Annotated in this window: 20 protein-coding genes; 12 read left to right on the plus strand and 8 right to left on the minus strand. The window is 38.9% G+C overall.

The genetic code is table 11. The annotated features are described in order from the left end of the window. Positions 1-46: 46 nt before the first annotated feature. The 8 genes from IO90_RS04080 to IO90_RS04115 all read right to left on the minus strand — a co-directional run bounded on the left by IO90_RS04080 (position 47) and on the right by IO90_RS04115 (position 5,936). Positions 47-841, minus strand: a complete 795-nt coding sequence (locus IO90_RS04080) for an SDR family NAD(P)-dependent oxidoreductase (protein ID WP_034964116.1) — start codon at positions 839-841, stop codon at positions 47-49. Continuing rightward, positions 842-1,453 carry a hypothetical protein gene (locus IO90_RS04085; protein ID WP_228374641.1) on the minus strand — a complete coding sequence of 204 codons (612 nt, stop codon included), beginning with the start codon at positions 1,451-1,453 and terminating at the stop codon, positions 842-844. A 59-nt stretch (positions 1,454-1,512) separates the two neighbouring features. Further along, positions 1,513-2,091, minus strand: coding sequence for a Uma2 family endonuclease (locus tag IO90_RS04090; protein WP_034964118.1), 579 nt, complete (start codon positions 2,089-2,091; stop codon positions 1,513-1,515). Between the two features lie 72 nt (positions 2,092-2,163). After that, positions 2,164-3,381 carry a 3-phosphoshikimate 1-carboxyvinyltransferase gene (locus tag IO90_RS04095; protein WP_034964120.1) on the minus strand — a complete coding sequence of 406 codons (1,218 nt, stop codon included), beginning with the start codon at positions 3,379-3,381 and terminating at the stop codon, positions 2,164-2,166. Positions 3,382-3,464: 83 nt separating this feature from the next. Further along, positions 3,465-3,791: a nucleotide pyrophosphohydrolase gene (locus IO90_RS04100; protein ID WP_034964122.1), complete on the minus strand. Its 327-nt coding sequence runs from the start codon at positions 3,789-3,791 to the stop codon at positions 3,465-3,467. Next, positions 3,791-5,176 (minus strand): hypothetical protein, encoded by a 1,386-nt coding sequence (locus tag IO90_RS04105; protein ID WP_034964124.1) that lies wholly within the window; start codon positions 5,174-5,176, stop codon positions 3,791-3,793. The genes IO90_RS04100 and IO90_RS04105 overlap by 1 nt, the downstream gene beginning before the upstream one ends. A 94-nt stretch (positions 5,177-5,270) precedes the next feature. Next, on the minus strand, positions 5,271-5,627 hold the full coding sequence (locus IO90_RS04110) for a type II toxin-antitoxin system HigA family antitoxin (protein WP_034964125.1): 357 nt from the start codon (positions 5,625-5,627) through the stop codon (positions 5,271-5,273). A gap of 12 nt (positions 5,628-5,639) precedes the next feature. After that, entirely contained in the window at positions 5,640-5,936 is a 297-nt protein-coding gene (locus IO90_RS04115) for a type II toxin-antitoxin system HigB family toxin (protein WP_034964127.1), read from the minus strand. A 367-nt stretch (positions 5,937-6,303) separates the two neighbouring features. On the opposite strand from IO90_RS04115, the gene IO90_RS04120 reads away from it, so the two are divergent. From IO90_RS04120 to paaZ, 12 genes are all read left to right on the plus strand, one after another. Next, on the plus strand, positions 6,304-8,379 hold the full coding sequence (locus tag IO90_RS04120) for a thiamine pyrophosphate-dependent enzyme (protein ID WP_051878253.1): 2,076 nt from the start codon (positions 6,304-6,306) through the stop codon (positions 8,377-8,379). Between the two features lie 70 nt (positions 8,380-8,449). Then, the gene (locus IO90_RS04125) at positions 8,450-9,055 is read left to right on the plus strand and encodes a TetR/AcrR family transcriptional regulator (RefSeq protein ID WP_034964129.1); all 606 of its coding nucleotides are present in this window, start codon (positions 8,450-8,452) and stop codon (positions 9,053-9,055) included. A 121-nt stretch (positions 9,056-9,176) separates the two neighbouring features. Continuing rightward, positions 9,177-10,259, plus strand: a complete 1,083-nt coding sequence (gene paaE, locus IO90_RS04130; RefSeq protein WP_034964130.1) for a 1,2-phenylacetyl-CoA epoxidase subunit PaaE — start codon at positions 9,177-9,179, stop codon at positions 10,257-10,259. Positions 10,260-10,307: 48 nt separating this feature from the next. Further along, a complete protein-coding gene (locus tag IO90_RS04135) occupies positions 10,308-10,874 on the plus strand; it encodes a hypothetical protein (RefSeq protein WP_034964131.1) in 567 nt (188 codons plus the stop codon). Between the two features lie 33 nt (positions 10,875-10,907). Beyond that, positions 10,908-11,867 carry a 1,2-phenylacetyl-CoA epoxidase subunit PaaA gene (gene paaA, locus IO90_RS04140; protein ID WP_034964132.1) on the plus strand — a complete coding sequence of 320 codons (960 nt, stop codon included), beginning with the start codon at positions 10,908-10,910 and terminating at the stop codon, positions 11,865-11,867. A gap of 198 nt (positions 11,868-12,065) precedes the next feature. After that, positions 12,066-12,353 (plus strand): 1,2-phenylacetyl-CoA epoxidase subunit PaaB, encoded by a 288-nt coding sequence (gene paaB / locus IO90_RS04145; protein WP_028123345.1) that lies wholly within the window; start codon positions 12,066-12,068, stop codon positions 12,351-12,353. Between the two features lie 254 nt (positions 12,354-12,607). Next, entirely contained in the window at positions 12,608-13,372 is a 765-nt protein-coding gene (gene paaC, locus IO90_RS04150; protein WP_034964134.1) for a 1,2-phenylacetyl-CoA epoxidase subunit PaaC, read from the plus strand. A gap of 125 nt (positions 13,373-13,497) precedes the next feature. Then, the gene (gene paaD / locus IO90_RS04155; protein ID WP_034964136.1) at positions 13,498-14,076 is read left to right on the plus strand and encodes a 1,2-phenylacetyl-CoA epoxidase subunit PaaD; all 579 of its coding nucleotides are present in this window, start codon (positions 13,498-13,500) and stop codon (positions 14,074-14,076) included. Positions 14,077-14,159: 83 nt separating this feature from the next. Then, positions 14,160-15,320, plus strand: coding sequence for a 3-hydroxyacyl-CoA dehydrogenase NAD-binding domain-containing protein (locus IO90_RS04160; protein WP_034964137.1), 1,161 nt, complete (start codon positions 14,160-14,162; stop codon positions 15,318-15,320). Between the two features lie 82 nt (positions 15,321-15,402). Further along, positions 15,403-15,780 carry a GxxExxY protein gene (locus IO90_RS04165; protein WP_034964138.1) on the plus strand — a complete coding sequence of 126 codons (378 nt, stop codon included), beginning with the start codon at positions 15,403-15,405 and terminating at the stop codon, positions 15,778-15,780. Between the two features lie 133 nt (positions 15,781-15,913). Continuing rightward, positions 15,914-17,119, plus strand: coding sequence for a 3-oxoadipyl-CoA thiolase (gene pcaF, locus IO90_RS04170; RefSeq protein ID WP_034964140.1), 1,206 nt, complete (start codon positions 15,914-15,916; stop codon positions 17,117-17,119). A gap of 93 nt (positions 17,120-17,212) precedes the next feature. After that, a complete protein-coding gene (gene paaZ / locus IO90_RS04175) occupies positions 17,213-19,258 on the plus strand; it encodes a phenylacetic acid degradation bifunctional protein PaaZ (protein WP_034964142.1) in 2,046 nt (681 codons plus the stop codon). Positions 19,259-19,297: the final 39 nt, after the last annotated feature.

The raw sequence follows: 19,297 nt of genomic DNA on the forward strand, positions 1-19,297 counted from the left end.
GTCTGAGCGGAGTCGAAGACCTTACGTATTATAACTAAAACCGAAGTTAGTCCATTTTATTGTATTTCTTCATCAGATTCTCGTACGTGCCTTGCGGGAGAATCCATTTGAGCGGAACGCCAATCTTTTGTCCGAATTTCCCGAAATAATAGTGCGCTTTCCATTTCGATTTTCCTAAAAGTCCATCAATGTAAACCGCAACATCCAAAGGTTCGGTGCCGTCGCCAACGTGGGAATTCATCAAAGCATAAACTTTATCGAAGACATTTTTATAGGGTTCGGAAACTTTTGTTTTGACACGATTCTCCGCAATAGTGGTTTTGATGTCGCCCAAATGAAGCGAACAAACGTGGATGTTCCACGGATAAACTTCGTAACGCATTGCTTCCGTCACTTTGTCCAAAGCCGATTTGGAAGCGGAATAGAAACCTCGGAAAGGCAATCCCATTTCGGAACCGATGCTTGAAACATTGATGATTTTCCCTGATTTCTGCTCTCTCATTTTTGGCAAAACGGTGGTCATCATTTGGACAGAACCAATCAAATTGAGATTGAATAATCTCGTAATATCTTCTTTGGTAGAATCTTCAATCGAGCCAACCATTCCCATTCCGGCGTTGTTGATGAGCACATCGATTCTGGTTCCTGTTTTCAATATTTCAGAAATGGCGTTATCGATTTGGTCTTTGTCGGTAATGTCGGTCGGAATCGAAACGAAATAATCCGAGCTCACAGTTTTCCTGCTGAGTCCGTAAACTTTGTTCCCTTTCTTCCCGAAATATTCTGCCAGCGCAAATCCAATTCCGGATGAAGTGCCTGTGATGATGATGGTTTTTGACATTTAGAAATTAAAAGATTTTTTTGAATTAGGAATTTTGATTTCGTTCTTTCCCATTTTGTAATCACTCATTTTTATCAATTTGGGAAGTTTGTAAGTGAATTCTTTATGATAATTTTCTGGAATTTTTCTGTTCGAGCCATCATCACAATCCGAATATTCTTCGCTTACAATGACTTTCCCAGTTGAAAAATTGATTTCATTTTTGAAATTATATTCGCAGGTGTCATCGTAATTAATTGATACGCCAATCAAATAAAAATCTCCGTTTTGAAACCTAAAAGTGTGTTTTGAAGTGTCTGTGTGGCGAGAATTGGTAAAATACATTTGATTAATTATTAAACAATTGTTCTTAATAATCAATTCCAACTTATTATCATTTGGGTAAAATCCCGTTTTGCTATCAAAAATTAAGGTCGAATTTTCTTTCCAGATTTTTAATTTGCCATTGATGTTTTTTAGAATATAAAACTTTCTTACCAGTCCAGGAGATTCCAAGTCAGGTGTTTTATCTGTATTGAAAACGATAACGGTTTCATCTTTTCCATCTTTGTCCAGGTCGCCTTTTGTTTCCAAGATTTTCTCGTAACCTTTTGGGATTGTGAAATCTTTCAATTCTTGAGAGTGGAGAAATGAAAAGAATATGAGTGTAAAGAAAAATAGAAACTTTTTCATCAAAATTCATACAAATCCTGAGTGGAGAATCTCAAATCTGGAAATTTGATGGATTGCAAAATTTCGCCATCTGCAACCGGTTTTCTGCTGATATATTCTCCGTTTTCCAAACTGTATATTAAAATAAATTTTTCGCTGGAATCCACAACCCAATATTCGGAAACACCAGATTCTTCGTACAAACTGAATTTGAGATTCATTTCTTTTTTCGAATTTCCCGGTGAAAGAATTTCAATCACCAAATCCGGCGCACCAAGACAGCCTTTGTCGTCAATTTTGTTTCGGTCGCAAATGACACACAAATCAGGTTGCACTACTGTAAGGATTTCCCCATTTTTATTAGGTAAACGCACATCAAATGGAGCATAGAATAATTCACAAGCTGTGCTTTCAAAAAAAGGAATCAAGATATTGCTTAATTTTCGTGAAATCCTTTGGTGATTTGTTGCCGGAGCAGGACTCATTTTCAGAACTTTACCTTTGATAAGTTCCACTCTTTCTTTGAATCTCCATAAAAGATAATCAGCAAAAGTGTAAGTTTTGTTAAGGTCTAATTGATTGATATTTGTGATTTCCATAACGCTGTTTCTGAATTAACGACTTGCTAATAACAAAGATAGGTATTTTTTAAATCGTAAAATTTTATCAGATTAATTGCTCGTAACCTTTGCAAAATCCTCCCAAAACTCAGGATAAGATTTCTCGACAACATCTTCATTTTCGATATTCAATTCTTTGATTAATGCAAACGGCGCAAAGGCCATCGCCATTCTGTGGTCGTTGTAAGTCGCGATTGAAATATTTTCCTCAGGTTCTACGAATTCCGAAGATTCTATTTTCTCAACCGTAATGTGCGTTTTCGCTCCGATTTTCAACAATTCATTTTGAAGTGCTACCAATCGGTCTGTTTCTTTTACCTTCAAAGTGTGAAGTCCCGTAATTTCAAATGGGATTTTCAAAGCAGTTGCCGTCACACAAAGCGTTTGAGCAATGTCTGGGCAATCATTCATATCCAACGTAATTAATTCAGGGTACTCAAAAGCGGGTTCTGGCAAAAGTGAAATCGAGTTTTCTGCATAATCCGAAACCGTGTTGATTCCGAAATATTTCCAATAGATTTCTTTGATTACGCTGTCGCCCTGCAGAGAAAGCGTGTGAAAGCTTTTCAGCGTGATGGTTTTTTTGCCAATTGCGGACAAAGAATAGAAATAAGAAGCTGAAGACCAGTCACTTTCTACTTCGTAACGTTCTGTTCTGTATTGGTTGTTATGCGTAACGATTTCGATTTTATTTTCAGCAAAATGAGATTTGATTCCGATTTCGTTCAGGATTTTCAAAGTCATTTCGAGGTAAGGACGTGATGTGATTTCGCCTTCCAATTCCAAGGTCAATCCGTTTTCCAGTTTTCCTCCTATTAATATTAATGAAGTCAAAAATTGGCTGGAAACGTTCGCGGAAATCTTAACGATATTCTTTTCTAATTTTTTTCCGATGATTTGCAACGGCGGAAAACCTTCTTTTTCAAGATAAGTAATGTCTGCGCCAAGTGATTGGAGAGCATCCACCAAAGGTTTGATAGGTCGGTTTTTCATTCGGTCGGAGCCGGTCAGAATGGTTTTTCTTCCTTCAAAAATCGAATAATAGGACGTGAGAAAACGCATCGCAGTTCCAGCGTGGTGGATGTCCACAATTTCGGAATCCGATTCCAACGCTTTTTTCAGCAAAGTTGTGTCCTGAGAGTTGGAAAGATTGAGCATATCAATGTTCCCGAAGAGTTTCCCTAAAATCAAAAGACGGTTCGAAATACTTTTCGAACCGGTAATTTGGATTTTTTGATTATCGATTAATTCAGATTTTTTTAATATCATAGTTTGTTTGGAAGTTGGAAGCGGGATGATGGAAGTTTAATCGATGCGTTTTAAAACATCCATCTTCCATCATCCAACTTCATCTATTTTAATTTCTCATTATTTTGATGTCTATCCTTGTCTCTGTCGGTTTTTACCTTCATTTTTTTGTCGAAGGCCGATTGCAAATCTGTTCCGGTTTGATTGGCGAGACAAAGCGTTACGAACAGAACGTCCGCCAATTCTTCGCCAAGGTCTTTGGATTTGTCGGATTCTTTTTCAGATTGTTCGCCGTATCTTCTTGCGATGATTCTGGCCACTTCGCCAACTTCTTCCGTCAGCATTGCCATATTGGTCAGTTCATTGAAATAACGGACGCCAATGGTTTTTATCCATTCATCAACCTGATTTTGGAGTGTCGTGATTTCCATTATTGATATGCGCCGATTGTTGGTTGAGCGCCTCTTGGATTTCCTACAATATCGGAAGCGGTGATTCCAGTGGAATTAGTTCCTTTTCCTTTTGCAGGAGAATCCGCTTTCACTCTCAGATTCATTTTCTGAGTAAAGTAGTTTTGGAATTTTGGGTCTTCATTGGCAATGTTTGAACTTCCCACTGCTAAACCAGAATTTGTTGTGAATTTCAGTAAAGAACTGTTAAAACTATAACTAATCGGCGTTCCATTTGGATTATTAGTAAAAGAAATCATATCTGGCATATCGCCATAAATGATAGAATTATTAACATTTAAAACCACCGCTCCAGCTTCTAACTCACCAGCTTCGTTTTCCCAAGTATTGCTTGCAAAGATTCCCATCGCAGACATACTCGAGTTCAAATCCCAATAGTTGGCTATCGTACAATAATTCAAGTTATAGTTTCCGCTTCCGGCAATCGCAATGTCAGTTTCCCCGCAGTTGTTCATCACCACGTTGTTCATTGTCAGATTGGAATGGATGCCATAGATTCCTACATTTTGAAAAGTATGAATAATGGAATTGTTGATTTCAGCCGTATTTTTTTTAAGTTGAAGACCAACGTTTCCACCAAAAAGTCTGGCGTAATTCATTTTCAACTCGGTATCTTCCTCCATTTTGATTCCGTTCCAGTTGGCAGGAAGCGTATCGTATTTCGTGTCGCTTCTGTCGCCTCGGAAAATCACTTCATCGCCAAGAGCTCCTTTCACATCAAGAATCGAATTCTTTGCGAAGTTCATTCCGCTGTTTTTTCGGAAATAGACTTTCGTGCCTTTTTCCATCGTCAAAGTTTTTCCTTCAGCAACGGTCAAATCTCCGAAAATCACTTTCACTTTGTCTTTGGTCCAAGTCGTGTTTTCAGAAATGATATTCGGATTTGTATCGGTTTTGATAAAATATTCAGCATCCTGAACGACTGAGAATAATGTTACTTTCTGCTCACCGGCAGGTGTATTGAAAACAACCTTGTCTTCAGCAATTGCTTCCGGTGCGTTGGCAATCGGCGCAATTTCAACGAAAACATAAAGGCTGTCTTTTCTTCTCAGCGCCACATTTTCGAAACTTGTCCCGACTTTTCCATCCACGTTGATTCTGTAAAGCGAACCACTTCCGCCTTCCAACGCAATTCTCGGAATCAAAACATCCTTATCTTCTCTATTGTAAACTTTTACGGCGTAAGTTTCCGAACGCATCTGGTTGTAAACCGTGTCGCAAAAAACGGTATCGGTGGAGAATCTCAACAGTTGCGTTGGCGATTCAAACGAAATATCATCGCGATTACATCCTGCTAATAATAAAAGTGACCAAAATGCAATGCCAAGGAATATTTTAATTTTCATTTATCTTGTTTAATCTTCAAAACTACAAAATTTAAATTTTTATTTTGTGATGAGGAAGATATTTAATTATTTATATGACATTATTTTAAAGTAATCAATATTCTCCTATAAGTAAGGAAGCTGAGAGATTTAATTTTGTGGTCAAACTTCGAATCATTCCAACAGTCAATTTTCGCTTTCTGCTCAGTACTTCGGAGACCCTGCTTTTTCCCCCAATCGCTTCAATCAAATCCGTCTGTTTCAATTGCATTTCCTCCATTCTTATTTTGATGGCTTCGATAGGGTCGGGCGAAGTTATCGGATAGTGCTTTTTCTCGTATTCATCAATCAATAATCCTAGGATATCCGCTTCATCACTTTCTGGCGTACCAGATTTTGCATCAAAAATTACCTCCAATCTGGATAGTGCATTTTGATAATCTGTCTCGGTTTTTATAAGTTTTACGTTCATATTCTCAATTTTTTAAATCGTGTTTGCATCAATTTTATCATATTCCGTATGCGTTCCAATAAAGCGAATGAAAATCCATTGCTTTTCAAAATTAAATTTTGCAATCAGTCTATAGCTGTTTCCCTTAATATTAAAAACGATTCGGTTATCTTTCAGGATGCTTGCATTGGCATAGGTTTGTTTTACTTCATTAGGCGTTGTCCAATTAGAATTTTTTGCAGTATCGTACCACGTTTTCAGATATTGTTCTGAGTCTGGGTGTATTTCCCAAAATTCCCTAAGTGTACTTTTTACAAAAATTCTTTCCATTCAAATTCATTAACAATGCGAATATACAAAAAGTTCGCAAATGTAGAACTTTTAAGTTTTTTTATTTGGGCGCCTTCATCCGCCCTCCGTTCCCGGTATTTTTTGCCAGAAATTTCCCAACAGATTGAAACATGCGCATAAGCAAAAAATGAGCTCCACTCAGGTCGGGGCGCGCTTCGCAATGTATGACCATTTGTAATTTTCAAGAAACGTTGTGGAAAGTTGGACCATTATCAATTTTGTCATCTCGCAATTAAAAACTAACTAACATTTGTTAGTTAAAATAAAATTCGTAAGTTTGTTTAAATCACATTCATAATTCAAATTTTGAATTAATTAACTGAATGTCAAATGTTTAAATATAGAGATGACCAAAAGACATTTTTTAAACAAAGAAATTTCTCTGACTGATTTACTCAAGTCAGCCTATCGTCTGATGTTTACGGCAAAAATGATGACCGATTTGTTTGAACAGGAAAAAAAAATAACTTCGAAGTACGTTCACGCCACTTCTCGCGGACACGAGGCGATTCAGTTGGCTTTGGGAATGCAGTTGTTGCCACAGGATTTCGTCAGTCCTTATTATAGAGACGATTCAATTTTACTAGGAATCGGAATTACGCCTTACGAATTGATGCTTCAACTTTTAGCAAAACGCGACGACCCCTTTTCTGGCGGAAGAACTTATTACGCACATCCAAGTCTTAGACGTGACGATTTCCCGAAAATCATCCACCAAAGTTCTGGAACAGGAATGCAAGCCATCCCAACCACCGGAATTGCAATGGGAATGAAGTACAAAGAAGAAACGGGAATCGACGAAAATCTCGATGATAAACCAATCGCAGTCTGCTCATTGGGTGACGCAAGTTGCACAGAAGGCGAAGTTTCCGAAGCGTTCCAAATGGCAGCTTTGAAACAATTGCCAATTCTTTATCTGGTTCAGGACAACGAATGGGATATTTCCGCCAGCGCAGACGAAATTCGGGCGCAGGATATCACAAAATATATGGAAGGTTTCAACGGCATCGAAACCAGAACCATCGACGGAACAGATTTTATCAAATCCTACGAAACTGTCAAAGAATGCATCAAAATCATTCGTGAAGAACGCCGACCAATGCTGATTCACGCCAAAGTTCCTTTATTAAATCACCATACTTCCGGCGTACGAAAAGAATGGTACCGCGATGATTTGGAAGAATGCGCGAAAAATGACCCATTAATCAAATTAAGAAATCAACTTTCAGAATTCAGCGTAGAAGATTCTGAAGTCGAAACCATAGAAAAAGAAATTGCAGAACTCGTAAGAACCGATTTTGAAAATGCTGTTTTAGCAGAAGACCCAAAACCGGAAGACGCTTACAAACACGATTTCGCACCAACACCAATCACTGAAGAGAAAGGAGAACGTTCCCCAAACGGAAAAATCCCAACGGTAATGGTAGATTGCGCACTATTCGCCATCAGAGAATTGATGACCAAACATCCGGAAGCCTTATTATATGGACAAGATGTTGGCTTGAGATTAGGCGGCGTTTTTCGTGAAGCGATTACGTTGGCAGCACAATTTGGAGAGAAACGGGTTTTCAACACCCCAATTCAGGAGGCGTTTATCGTCGGTTCAACAGTAGGAATGAGCGCAGTTGGACTGAAACCAATTGTCGAAGTTCAGTTCGCCGATTACATTTGGCCAGGCTTGAATCAATTATTCACCGAAGTTTCCAGAAGTTATTATTTGTCTAATGGAAAATGGCCGGTGTCAATGATTCTTAGAGTTCCGATTGGCGCTTATGGAAGTGGTGGACCATATCATTCAAGTTCGGTTGAAAGTGTTTTGACTAATATCAAAGGCATCAAAATCGCGTATCCCTCAACTGGTGCAGATTTGAAAGGTTTGATGAAAGCCGCTTTCTACGACCCAAATCCGGTTGTAATGTTAGAACATAAAGGTTTGTATTGGTCAAAAATCGAAGGCACAGAAAATGCAAAATCCATAGAGCCAGACGAAGATTACATCATTCCATTTGGTAAAGCGAGAGAAGTTTTGCTTTGCGAAAATCGACAGGACAAACCAACTTTGACCATCATCACTTACGGAATGGGCGTTTATTGGGCTTCAAACGCAACAAAAGAATTTGAAAATCAAATCGAAATCATTGATTTAAGAACGCTCTCACCTTTAGATGAAAACCGTGTCTTCGAAAGTGTGAAAAAACATAACCGTTGCATCGTTTTGACGGAAGAACCTGTGAATAATAGTTTTGCTCAAAGTCTCGCAGCAAGAATCAGTGACAATTGTTTCAGACATCTGGACGCTCCGGTAAAAGTAGTTGGTGCCAAAGATTTGCCGGCAATTCCTATCAATTCCGAATTGGAAAAGGAAATGTTGCCGAACACCCAGAAATTAATTAAAGAAATAGAACAATTACTAAAGTATTAGAATTCCTCAAAGTTACTCCCTTTAGGGCTGGGGAAATAACTTTGATGAAATTGCACTTTGCGTTAAAAATATGGAAACAGAAACAATTCCAAACAAAATAAAAATCAATAAAAAAGAATTGATTTTGTCCGAGGCCGCAATGCTTTTCAAAGAAAAAGGTTTCGGCGGAACCAGTATGCGCGACCTCGCCGAAAAAGTGGGAATGGAAGCGGCAAGTATGTACAACCACATCAAATCCAAAGACGAAATTCTGGAATTGATTTGCTTCAAAATTGCCAACCAATACATTTCCCAACTTCAAGAAATCGAAAATACCAACCAGACTTTTCAAGAGAAACTAAATGCTATCATTGGACTTCACGTTCAGTTGATTATCGAAGATTCTGCCTCAGTTTCTGTAGCAAATAACGATTGGAAATATTTGTCTAATGACAAGAAAGAACAATATAAAGAAACCAGAAAATCTTACGAAAAAAGCTTTGCTAACATCATAGAACAAGGAATGCAAAACGGTGAATTCAAAAAAATGAATGTTTCCGTCGCACTTTTCACGATGTTATCTTCATTAAGGTGGATAGAACTTTGGTACAAACCAAGTCGCGAAATCACACCACAGGAACTGGAAGATGATTTGAAAACATTATTAATGAAAGGAATGCTCAAAGAAGATAGATAATAGACTAATAGATAATAGATTATAAAAATGATTTTTGAGCTTTGCTAAGCGTAAGCGGCTTTGCGAACTTAAAAACATAAAGTAAATCAAAAAAACTTTGCGCACTTTGCGTTTAAAAAAAATGTCAGTAAATTTTCATCATTTAAAGGTCAAAAAAGTCAAGAAAGAAACGCAGGATTGTGTTTCCGTGAGTTTTGATGTGCCTGCAGAATTGGCAGAACAGTTCAAATTCACGCAAGGCCAATACCTGACTTTCCGACAAATCAATGGCAACGAGGAACTTCGTCGTTCGTATTCAATCTGCGCAAGTCCGCACGAAAACGAGTTGAAAGTCGCTGTGAAAAAAGTTCCCGAAGGTCTGTTCTCTTCTTTTATGAATGAAAATCTGAAAGAAGGCGATGTCTTGGAAGTAATGCCTCCAATGGGGAAATTCTACACAGAACTGAATCCCGCAAACAAAAAAACTTATGTTGCTTTTGCTGCGGGAAGTGGCATCACACCAATTATTTCCATCATCAAATCAGTTTTGAAAAACGAGCCTCAAAGCCAGTTCATTCTGATTTATGGGAATAAAAACAAAGCGACCATCATTTTCAAAGAAGAAATCGAAGCGTTGAAAAACCGTTTTATGGAACGCCTCAGCATTTATCACATTCTCAGCCGAGAGGTTGCCGACGCAGATTTGTTGAGTGGCAGAATCAATTCCGAAAAAGCAAAATCATTTCTCAACAATATCATTCCGGCAGAGAAAATCGATGAGGTTTTCCTTTGCGGACCAGAAGAAATGATTCTCGGCGTGAGAGATACTTTGGTCAGTTCCGGCGTGGATGCCAAGAAGATTCACTTCGAATTATTCTTCAGCGCAGCTTCTGCCGAAAAGAAAAAAGAGCACGAATCCGCAATCAATCAATCGGATGATGTTTTTAGCAAAGTCACCGTCAAGTTGGATGCGACCGCTCTGAAATTAGATTTGGCTTACCACGGCCCAACCATTTTGGACGCTGCTTTGCAAAACGGAGCCGACTTGCCTTACGCCTGCAAAGGCGGTGTTTGCGCCACTTGCAAATGCAAACTGGAAAAAGGCGAAGTCGTGATGGACATCAATTATTCCCTGGAACCAGACGAGATTGCCGCAGGATTTATCCTTTCTTGCCAAGCACATCCGAGGTCAGAGGAAGTGGTTGTAAATTTTGATATTAAATAAAATTGTATTCAAAGTATTACTAATCAAGTGACTTAAAGAATAAACTGGATGTTCAAAAGATTTTTTCAAAAACAAAATTCAAACAAAATTTCCAAAGTAGATTATTGGAAAAAGTGGGAATTGTATGAATTATTTGATGACTTACATAAATCTGAAGCAATCATTAATAATATTAAAAACAACGATGAAGCTTTTATAAATTTCAAAAATGATTTTATTGAAGAATTGTATGAAATTGAAGGAGATAATGTTGCAGATTTTACGAGGATTTGGGAATGGTTTAAATCGGCAAAAGAATGGGAATGGTTTTGTGGAGAAGAAGGAAGTGAATTAAGGACTAATATTTTTCGCATTACTGATAAATGGAAGAGAAACCAAGATTTTATAAACGGTACAAAAGTTTCACTAAATGCCGAAGTTGGTGTAGTTATAGAAAAAAAATCAGATGATGATAACTATGGACAAATCCGTTGGGACACAGATAAAGAATACGATACTGAAGATTGGCGTGGGCTATTTGGAAGTTTTTTAAGTTCGGGAGGGGAAATTATTAGTCAAGATTATCAGTTCAGATTTATAAATGATGATGGAACAATGAAAAAATCTAGCAATTAAAGTTATAAGATTAATCTGTTAAAACAAAACAATATGGAAACAACAGAAATCAATTTAGAAGAACATTTTCAGAATAAAATAGACAGCGAAATCCGCATCGAACCAAAAGACTGGATGCCCGACGCGTACAGGAAAACCCTGATTCGTCAGATTTCTCAGCACGCCCATTCCGAGATTGTTGGAATGTTGCCGGAAGCCAACTGGATTACGCGCGCCCCAACTTTGAACCGAAAGAAAATCCTTTTGGCAAAAGTTCAGGACGAGGCTGGTCACGGATTATATCTCTATTGTGCCGCCGAAACTCTGGGCGTTACGAGGGACGAAACCATCAATGATTTGCATTCCGGAAAGGCCAAATATTCCAGCATTTTCAATTATCCAACGCTCACTTGGGCAGATATGGGCGCAATCGGTTGGCTAGTAGATGGCGCTGCGATTTTGAACCAAGTACCACTTTGTCGCGCTTCTTACGGACCTTACGCCAGAGCGATGGTTCGGATTTGCAAGGAAGAAAGTTTTCACCAAAGGCAAGGTTACGAGCTGATGATGAAACTCGCACAAGGTTCGCCAGAGCAGAAAGTAATGGCTCAGGATGCGTTCAACCGTTGGTGGTGGCCAACGTTGATGATGTTCGGACCCAAAGATGCCGAATCTGGAAACACAGAACTCTCAATGAAATGGCGAATCAAACGCTTCACCAATGACGAGCTGAGACAGCGTTTCGTAGATGTTTCCATTCCTCAGGCAGAATATCTGGGCTTGACGATTCCCGACCCGGACTTGAAATTCAATGAAGAAACAGGACATTACGAATTCGGAGAAATCGATTGGAATGAGTTCTGGAAAGTGGTCAAAGGCAACGGCGCTTGCAACAAAGAACGTGTCGAAACACGCAAAAAAGCCTTCGACGACGGCGCTTGGGTACGAGAAGCCGCAACCGCTTACCACGAAAAAAGAAAATTAAGAGAAGAACAAAACAGAAAAACAGTTTAATGTTTTCTAACGCAAAGGCGCAAGTGCTGTGACAAAGCAATGTTATAAGTCGCAAAAATTAATTTGAGGTTTATAGTTTGCGACTTACAACAGAATCAAAGTAGAAAAATATTGCGCCTTTGCGATAAAATCAACAATCATAAACCGATAGATTAAAGTCTATAATCTCTAATCTATCCGTCTCTAATCTGAAATATTATGCAAAATACAGAATGGCCACTTTGGGAGGTTTTCATCAGAAGCAGACAAGGCTTGGACCACAAGCACGTCGGCAGTCTCCACGCTGCGGATGCTGATATGGCAATCCAAAATGCACGCGATGTTTACACCAGAAGGATGGAGGGCGTCAGCATTTGGGTCGTAGAATCCAAGCATATCCATGCCACAAACCCCGACGATTCCGAAGCGTTTTACGAACCTTCGGAAGACAAAGTTTACCGCCACCCGACGTTTTACCATGTTCCGGAGGAGGTAAAAAATATGTAATTTAATTATTATGGCAGCTATTTCCGCCTTCCGTTCCCAATCTTTTTGCCTAGCTTTTCCAGCCACAAAAAAGGATTTCCACTCAAGTCGGGCTGCAGATTCAATATAGAATAACATTTATCCTAAAAACACAATATTGTCATTCCGTAGGAATCTAGACTGTTGAGATTGACTTCGTCGAATTACTTCGTTAGGTTTCCTACATAATGACAAAAAGAAATTAATAAAAGTTAAAAACCTTTGTACTCAAACAAATGGAAAACAATAAAAACAACTGGCTCAATTATCTCCTGCACCTCGCAGACACAAGCCTAATTCTCGGACAGCGTCTTTGTGAATGGTGCGGAAAAGGTCCAGTCTTGGAACAAGATATTGCCTTGTCAAACATCGCTTTGGATTTGCTGGGAGAATCTTCTAACTATTATCAATATGCCACAGAGATTCAGAACGAAGGAAAAACCGAAGATGATTTGGCCTTTCTAAGAAACGAGCGAGATTTCAAAAACCTGTTGTTGGTAGAAAAAGAGAACGGACATTTCGGAGACACGATTGCGAGGCAGTTTTTCTTCGATGCCTATCATCATTTATTATTGAGCGAACTGAAACATCATTCAGATTTGAAACTCGCTTCCATTGCCGAGAAGTCTTTGAAAGAAGTCACTTATCACTTAAAATGGAGCAGTGAATGGATGATTCGCTTGGGCGACGGTACAGAAGAAAGTCACAGCAAAATCCAGAAGTCAGTCAATGATTTAGTTGATTTTACTGACGAAATGTTCATTCCGACAAATTGGGAATTAGAACTAATCGAACAAAACATCATCCCAGACATCAGAGCCTTCCGAACCAAATGGGAAACCAAAGTTCTGGAAATCCTGAACGAAGCTACATTGTCCATCGATTTCGAAAAATCAAGAAAACTAACAGGCGGAAAAGATGGAAAACACACTGAGAAAATGGGCTACATCTTAGCAGAAATGCAAATTATGCAACGTACTTATCCAAATATGGAATGGTAAATTACAACGCAAAGGCGCAAGAACTGTGAATACAAAACTGCTTTAAGTCGCAAACATTGCGCTAATCTTGGCGACTTAAAACATTAAATTAATAAAAATAATTGCGCCTTTGCGTTAAAAATAAAATGACAATCACGGAAAACGACATCTGGCAAATCTTGAAGGAAGTTCCCGACCCGGAAGTTCCCGTTCTCAATCTTTTAGATTTGGGAATCATCCGTGAAGTCAAGCTCCGAAGGAGCGAAATGTTTGTAGAAAATAATGTGGTCATTGAAAAAAAAGCTCCAGAGGAGCGATACATTGGTTCTTCTAAACCCGAAGATTTTCAACAAGATGAAATCGAAATTGTCGTGACACCAACATACTCCGGTTGTCCCGCCACATCGATGATTAATATGTCGATTAAACTGAAACTGATTGAAAAAGGTTTCAACAACTTCAAAATAACAAACCAATTGAGTCCCGCGTGGACAACCGATTGGATGACGGAAGAAGGAAAACAAAAATTGAAAGCTTATGGCATTGCACCACCTGTCTATTCAAAAAATGGTGACGAACTATTTTCAAAAACAGATGAGGTCGAGTGTCCGCTTTGCAATTCAAAACACACCCATTTGGTAAGTCAGTTTGGTTCCACAGCGTGCAAAGCATTGTACCAATGTGATGATTGCAAAGAACCTTTTGATTATTTTAAATGCCATTGACGTGGTTGTTAGTTGATGGAGTTAAATTAAAACGAAATAAAAAAGTCATTGTACTTTTTACATCATACATTTTACAATAAAAAATGAAAATAGGAATAGTCGGTAGTGGCGCAATGGGAAGCGGAATAGCACAGGTTTTGGCAACCGCCGGAAACGAGGTCTTGTTGTACGACAGCAATCCACTTGCCGTAGAAAAAGCCGGACACAATCTCGAAGCGCAATTCCAAAAATTGGCTGAGAAAGGCAAAATGACCTTCGAAGAAGCGGAAACTTATTTTGATAAGATTCGATTGAGTGATAAATTATCTGAACTGAAAGATTCAGAATTAATCATCGAAGCTATTGTTGAAGATTTGGAAATCAAGAAAGACTTGTTCCAAAAACTGGAAAGTCTGGTTTCCGAAGATTGCATTTTGGCGACCAATACTTCATCATTATCCATTGCATCGATTGCATCGGCTTGTCAGAAACCGGAACGAGTGATTGGGATTCACTTTTTCAATCCGGCGCCTTTGATGGCTTTGGTAGAAATTATTCCTGCCGTTCAGACGGATAAAGATTTGATTTCAAAAACGAAGAGCTTAGTCGAAAGCTGGAAAAAACTTCCAGTGATTGCAAAAGATACACCCGGATTTATTGTGAACCGCGTTGCAAGACCATTTTACGGAGAAGCAATTCGGATTTTAGAGGAAGGCATTACCGACTGTGCGACGATTGATTTTGCAATGACAAGTTTGGGCGGATTCAAAATGGGTCCATTTCAACTGATGGATTTCATTGGTCACGACGTGAATTACCGAGTGACGGAAAGTGTGTTCAAAGAATTTTTCTACGACCCGAAATTCAAACCATCATTCACGCAAAAAAGATTATTCGAGGCAGGCTATTTTGGAAGAAAGTCGGGAAAAGGATTTTATGATTACTCTGAAAATGTAGAACAACCAAAACCAAATGAAAATCCAGAATTATTAGAATTAATATTCAAGAGAATTTTAGTAATGCTTATGAATGAAGCTTCAGACGCTTATTTTTTAAACATAGCTTCAGAAGAAGACATTGATTTGGCAATGACAAAAGGCGTGAATTATCCAGAAGGTTTATTGAAATGGGCAGATGAATTTGGACTGGAAAACCTTCAGAACGAACTCGACGAACTTTATAATTTTTATCACGAAGACCGCTACCGATGCAGTCCGATTATCAGAAACTTAGTAAAACAAAATAGAAAATTCTACGAAATTTAACGCAAAGGCGGAAAAGATGATTGAAAATTGTGTTGCTTTAAGTCGCAAATTTTCAAATTAATATAAAAAAAACACTACACAAATGAATGAAAATGAATTGGCAAAAATCATCGTTGATTTAGGATTTAAAATATACAAAAAGCTTGGAGCGGGTTTATTTGAAAATGTTTATGAGGAATGCTTGTTTCACGAAATAAAAAGAGCAGGCTTACAAGTTGAGAGACAAAAATATCTACCAATCATTTATGACGATTTAAGAATAGAAAATGCATACAAAATAGATTTATTAATAGAAAACAAATTAATAATTGAAATAAAAACTGTTGATACATTGAATGACATTCATAAAGCTCAAATTCTTACATATTTGAAAATGACAGGATGTAAACTTGGATTATTAATAAATTTCAGAACAGATTTTTATAAAGATAGTGTGAAACGAATTGTAAATAATTTATAATAACAGTTTTTAATTTCCGACACTTCAAATTAGAATAAATTTAAAGCCTTTGCTAAAAAAATAGACGACAGTCTTTTTTGCGACTTTAAACATATCATATATAAAAACAAAAACCGCCTTTGCGATAAAAATTATGAATCAAGTATATATAATAGATGGCATCCGAACGCCGATTGGAAAACTGAAAGGAAGCTTATCTTCGGTTCGTCCCGATGATATGGCGGCTTTTGTCATCAAAAAATTATTGGAAAGAAATCCGAACATCGACCAAAGTAAAATCTACGACGTTGTTTTAGGTTGCGCCAATCAAGCTGGCGAGGACAACCGAAATATCGCAAGAATGTCGGCGTTGCTTTCCGGTTTGGATTATCACGTTCCCGGAGAAACGGTGAACAGACTTTGTGCTTCTGGTTTGTCGGCAGCGATTAATTCGGCAAGAGCAATTCAGGTTGGCGATGCTGAATTGATGATTTCGGGTGGTGTTGAGAATATGACGCGCGGACCATTGGTGATTTCAAAATCTGAAAATCCTTTCGGTGGCGATGCGAAAATCTACGACACAACTTTCGGCTGGCGATTCATCAATCCAAAGATGAAAGAAATGTACGGCGTAGATGCAATGGGTGAAACAGCAGAAAATCTGGCTGAACGTGACCAAATTTCCCGTGAAGACCAGGATTTGTTTGCCTTTAATTCTCAGCAGAAAGCTAAAGCTGCACAGGAAAACGGAAGATTATCTCAGGAAATTGTTCCGGTAAATATTCCTCAAAGAAAAGGCGATGATTTGATTTTCGATAAAGATGAATTTCCTAAAAATGATACAACTTTGGAAGGTTTATCAAAATTAAGAACAGCTTTCAAAAAAGACGGAACTGTCACCGCAGGAAATGCTTCTGGTTTGAATGATGGTGCAGCAGTTAATTTACTGGCTTCGGAAAATGCGATTAAAGAATTTGGATTAACACCAAAAGCAAGAATAGTTTCCAGAGCGGTTGTCGGTGTTGAACCAAGATTAATGGGAATCGGTCCTGTAAAAGCCGCGGAATTGGCATTGCAAAAAGCAGGGTTGACATTTAATGATATTGATATAATTGAATTGAATGAAGCGTTCGCTGCACAAAGTTTGGCCTGCATCAGAGCTTGGGGATTGGATGATAACGATTCCAGAATCAATCCGAACGGCGGCGCCATTGCACTTGGACATCCACTCGGAATGAGTGGTGCAAGAATCCTGAATTCCGCGATGTACGAACTTCAAAACCAAAATAAAAAATATGCCCTGGCAACAATGTGTGTTGGCTTAGGACAAGGTTTTGCGGTGATTATTGAGAAAGTTTAAATCAGACGAATAGATGATAGACGAATAGAATATAGACATTTTAAAATCTATCATCTATCCGTCTATTATCTAAAAGTCTAAAATCTAAAAATTATGCAACTAGAAAATTACGCGCTCGGCAGATGGACAAAAGGAGAGGGAGAAGGGCAGGCTTTATATAACTCCATCAACGGCGATTTGGTGGGAACAGCGACTTCCAAAGGTTTGGATTTTGCGGAAATGATGGATTATGCCAGAAAAGTTGGCGGTCCGACACTCAGAAAACTGACTTTTCAGGAAAGAGGATTAATGTTGAAGAAACTCGCTTTTCATCTTTTGGAAAAGAAAGAAACGTTCTACAAAGTGAGTTGGGCAACCGGCGCAACAAAAGCTGACAGCTGGGTTGACATCGAAGGTGGTATCGGAAATCTTTTTGCGAATGCATCACTTCGAAGACAATTTCCAGACTTACCTTATTATATAGATGGCGAATCGGTGAAGCTTTCCAAGGAAGGAACTTTTATCGGCCATCATATTTGCACGCCGAAACGTGGGGTTGCGATTCATATCAATGCGTTTAATTTTCCGGTTTGGGGAATGTTGGAGAAAATTGCGGTCAATCTTTTGGCTGGTGTTCCTGCAATCGTAAAACCTGCAACCGCAACAAGTTTTTTGACGGAAGTTGTCGTTAAAGAAATCATCGCTTCCCAAATTTTGCCTAAAGGGAGTCTGCAGTTAATTTGTGGTTCGGCCAACGGAATTTTGGAAAGTGTGACTAGCGAAGATGTTGTAACGTTTACAGGTTCGGCTTCCACAGGGAAAATGCTGAAGTCTCATCCAAGAATTCTTGAAGAATCTGTGCCTTTCAATTTGGAAGCGGATTCGTTAAATGCAATGGTTTTGGGCGAAGATGCAAAACAAGGAACCGCAGAGTTTGATTTATTCATCAAAGAAGCTGTTCGTGAAATGACGACCAAAGCCGGACAAAAATGTACGGCGGTTAGAAGGATTTTAGTACCTGTCAATTTGGTGGAAGATGTTCAGATTGCGCTTGGACAAAGACTTTCAACCGTCATCATCGGCGACCCGAATGTCGAAGGTGTGAGAATGGGAGCTTTGGCAAATAAAGACCAGGTGAAGGAAGTTTCTGAGAAAGTTCAGGAATTGTCCAAAACTCAGGAAATCGTTTTCGGGAATCTGGATGATTTCGATGTGAAAGGTGCGGACAAAAATAAAGGCGCGTTCATTTCCCCTATTTTATTCCTTAATTCAGATCCTTTTAAATATACGGATTGCCATAATATTGAAGCTTTCGGGCCAGTCAGCACGATTATTCCTTATCATAATATTGATGAAGCGATTGAGTTGGCGAGAATGGGAAAAGGTTCGCTTTGCTGTTCTGTTGTGACGGCTGATGACGATTTTGCAAGAGAATTTGTCATCGGCGCCGCATCGATGCACGGCCGGATTTTGATTCTCAATTCCGATTGTGCGAAAGAAAGTACAGGTCACGGTTCGCCTTTGCCAATGCTGGTTCACGGCGGTCCGGGAAGAGCTGGCGGTGGCGAGGAAATGGGTGGAAAACGTGGTGTTCTTCATTATATGCAACGCACGGCGATTCAAGGTTCGCCAACGACTTTGACCAATATCACGCAACAATATCAATATGGCGGAAAACAGTTCGAGGACAATATTCATCCATTCAGAAAACATTTTGAAGAACTGAAAGTCAGCGAAACTTACATCACGGCAAAACATACCGTGACGGAAGCTGATATTACTAATTTTGCCAATGTTTCCGGTGATAATTTTTATGCGCATATGGACGCCACATCTTTGGAAGGAACGATTTTCGAAGGCAGAGTGGCGCACGGTTATTTCATTTTGAGCAAAGCGGCAGGGTTATTTGTCGACCCGAGAAAAGGTCCGGTTCTACTGAATTACGGTTTGGACGAATGCCGTTTCGTGAAACCCGTTTATCCCGGAATGACCATTGGCGTGAAGTTTACCTGCAAAGAAAAAATCAGTCAGGAAAAACGCGACGAAGATGATATTGCCAAAGGCATCGTCCGCTGGCTCGTGGATGTTTACGACGAAACCGGAGAAACTGTGGCGATTGCTACGATTCTGACGATGGTCAAAAAACTGAATCAAGAATAAATTTTTGTAAATTTGATTTTACTTTAAAAAAATATTGAG

The sequence above is a fragment of the Chryseobacterium sp. FH1 genome (assembly GCF_000735135.1).
Classification (GTDB): Bacteria; Bacteroidota; Bacteroidia; order Flavobacteriales; family Weeksellaceae; genus Epilithonimonas.

Bases quoted from the DNA above. Each gene is read 5' to 3' on its own strand.
- paaC (WP_034964134.1), top strand. From the start codon at position 12,608: ATGGAAAACAATAAAAACAACTGGCTCAATTATCTCCTGCACCTCGCA.
- paaB (WP_028123345.1), top strand. From the start codon at position 12,066: ATGCAAAATACAGAATGGCCACTTTGGGAGGTTTTCATCAGAAGCAGA.
- IO90_RS04160 (WP_034964137.1), top strand. From the start codon at position 14,160: ATGAAAATAGGAATAGTCGGTAGTGGCGCAATGGGAAGCGGAATAGCA.
- paaA (WP_034964132.1), top strand. From the start codon at position 10,908: ATGGAAACAACAGAAATCAATTTAGAAGAACATTTTCAGAATAAAATA.
- IO90_RS04105 (WP_034964124.1), bottom strand. From the start codon at position 5,176: ATGAAAATTAAAATATTCCTTGGCATTGCATTTTGGTCACTTTTATTA.
- IO90_RS04165 (WP_034964138.1), top strand. From the start codon at position 15,403: ATGAATGAAAATGAATTGGCAAAAATCATCGTTGATTTAGGATTTAAA.
- paaD (WP_034964136.1), top strand. From the start codon at position 13,498: ATGACAATCACGGAAAACGACATCTGGCAAATCTTGAAGGAAGTTCCC.
- paaE (WP_034964130.1), top strand. From the start codon at position 9,177: ATGTCAGTAAATTTTCATCATTTAAAGGTCAAAAAAGTCAAGAAAGAA.
- IO90_RS04135 (WP_034964131.1), top strand. From the start codon at position 10,308: ATGTTCAAAAGATTTTTTCAAAAACAAAATTCAAACAAAATTTCCAAA.
- paaZ (WP_034964142.1), top strand. From the start codon at position 17,213: ATGCAACTAGAAAATTACGCGCTCGGCAGATGGACAAAAGGAGAGGGA.
- IO90_RS04110 (WP_034964125.1), bottom strand. From the start codon at position 5,627: ATGAACGTAAAACTTATAAAAACCGAGACAGATTATCAAAATGCACTA.
- IO90_RS04120 (WP_051878253.1), top strand. From the start codon at position 6,304: ATGACCAAAAGACATTTTTTAAACAAAGAAATTTCTCTGACTGATTTA.
- IO90_RS04100 (WP_034964122.1), bottom strand. From the start codon at position 3,791: ATGGAAATCACGACACTCCAAAATCAGGTTGATGAATGGATAAAAACC.
- IO90_RS04080 (WP_034964116.1), bottom strand. From the start codon at position 841: ATGTCAAAAACCATCATCATCACAGGCACTTCATCCGGAATTGGATTT.
- IO90_RS04095 (WP_034964120.1), bottom strand. From the start codon at position 3,381: ATGATATTAAAAAAATCTGAATTAATCGATAATCAAAAAATCCAAATT.
- IO90_RS04125 (WP_034964129.1), top strand. From the start codon at position 8,450: ATGGAAACAGAAACAATTCCAAACAAAATAAAAATCAATAAAAAAGAA.
- IO90_RS04090 (WP_034964118.1), bottom strand. From the start codon at position 2,091: ATGGAAATCACAAATATCAATCAATTAGACCTTAACAAAACTTACACT.
- IO90_RS04115 (WP_034964127.1), bottom strand. From the start codon at position 5,936: ATGGAAAGAATTTTTGTAAAAAGTACACTTAGGGAATTTTGGGAAATA.
- pcaF (WP_034964140.1), top strand. From the start codon at position 15,914: ATGAATCAAGTATATATAATAGATGGCATCCGAACGCCGATTGGAAAA.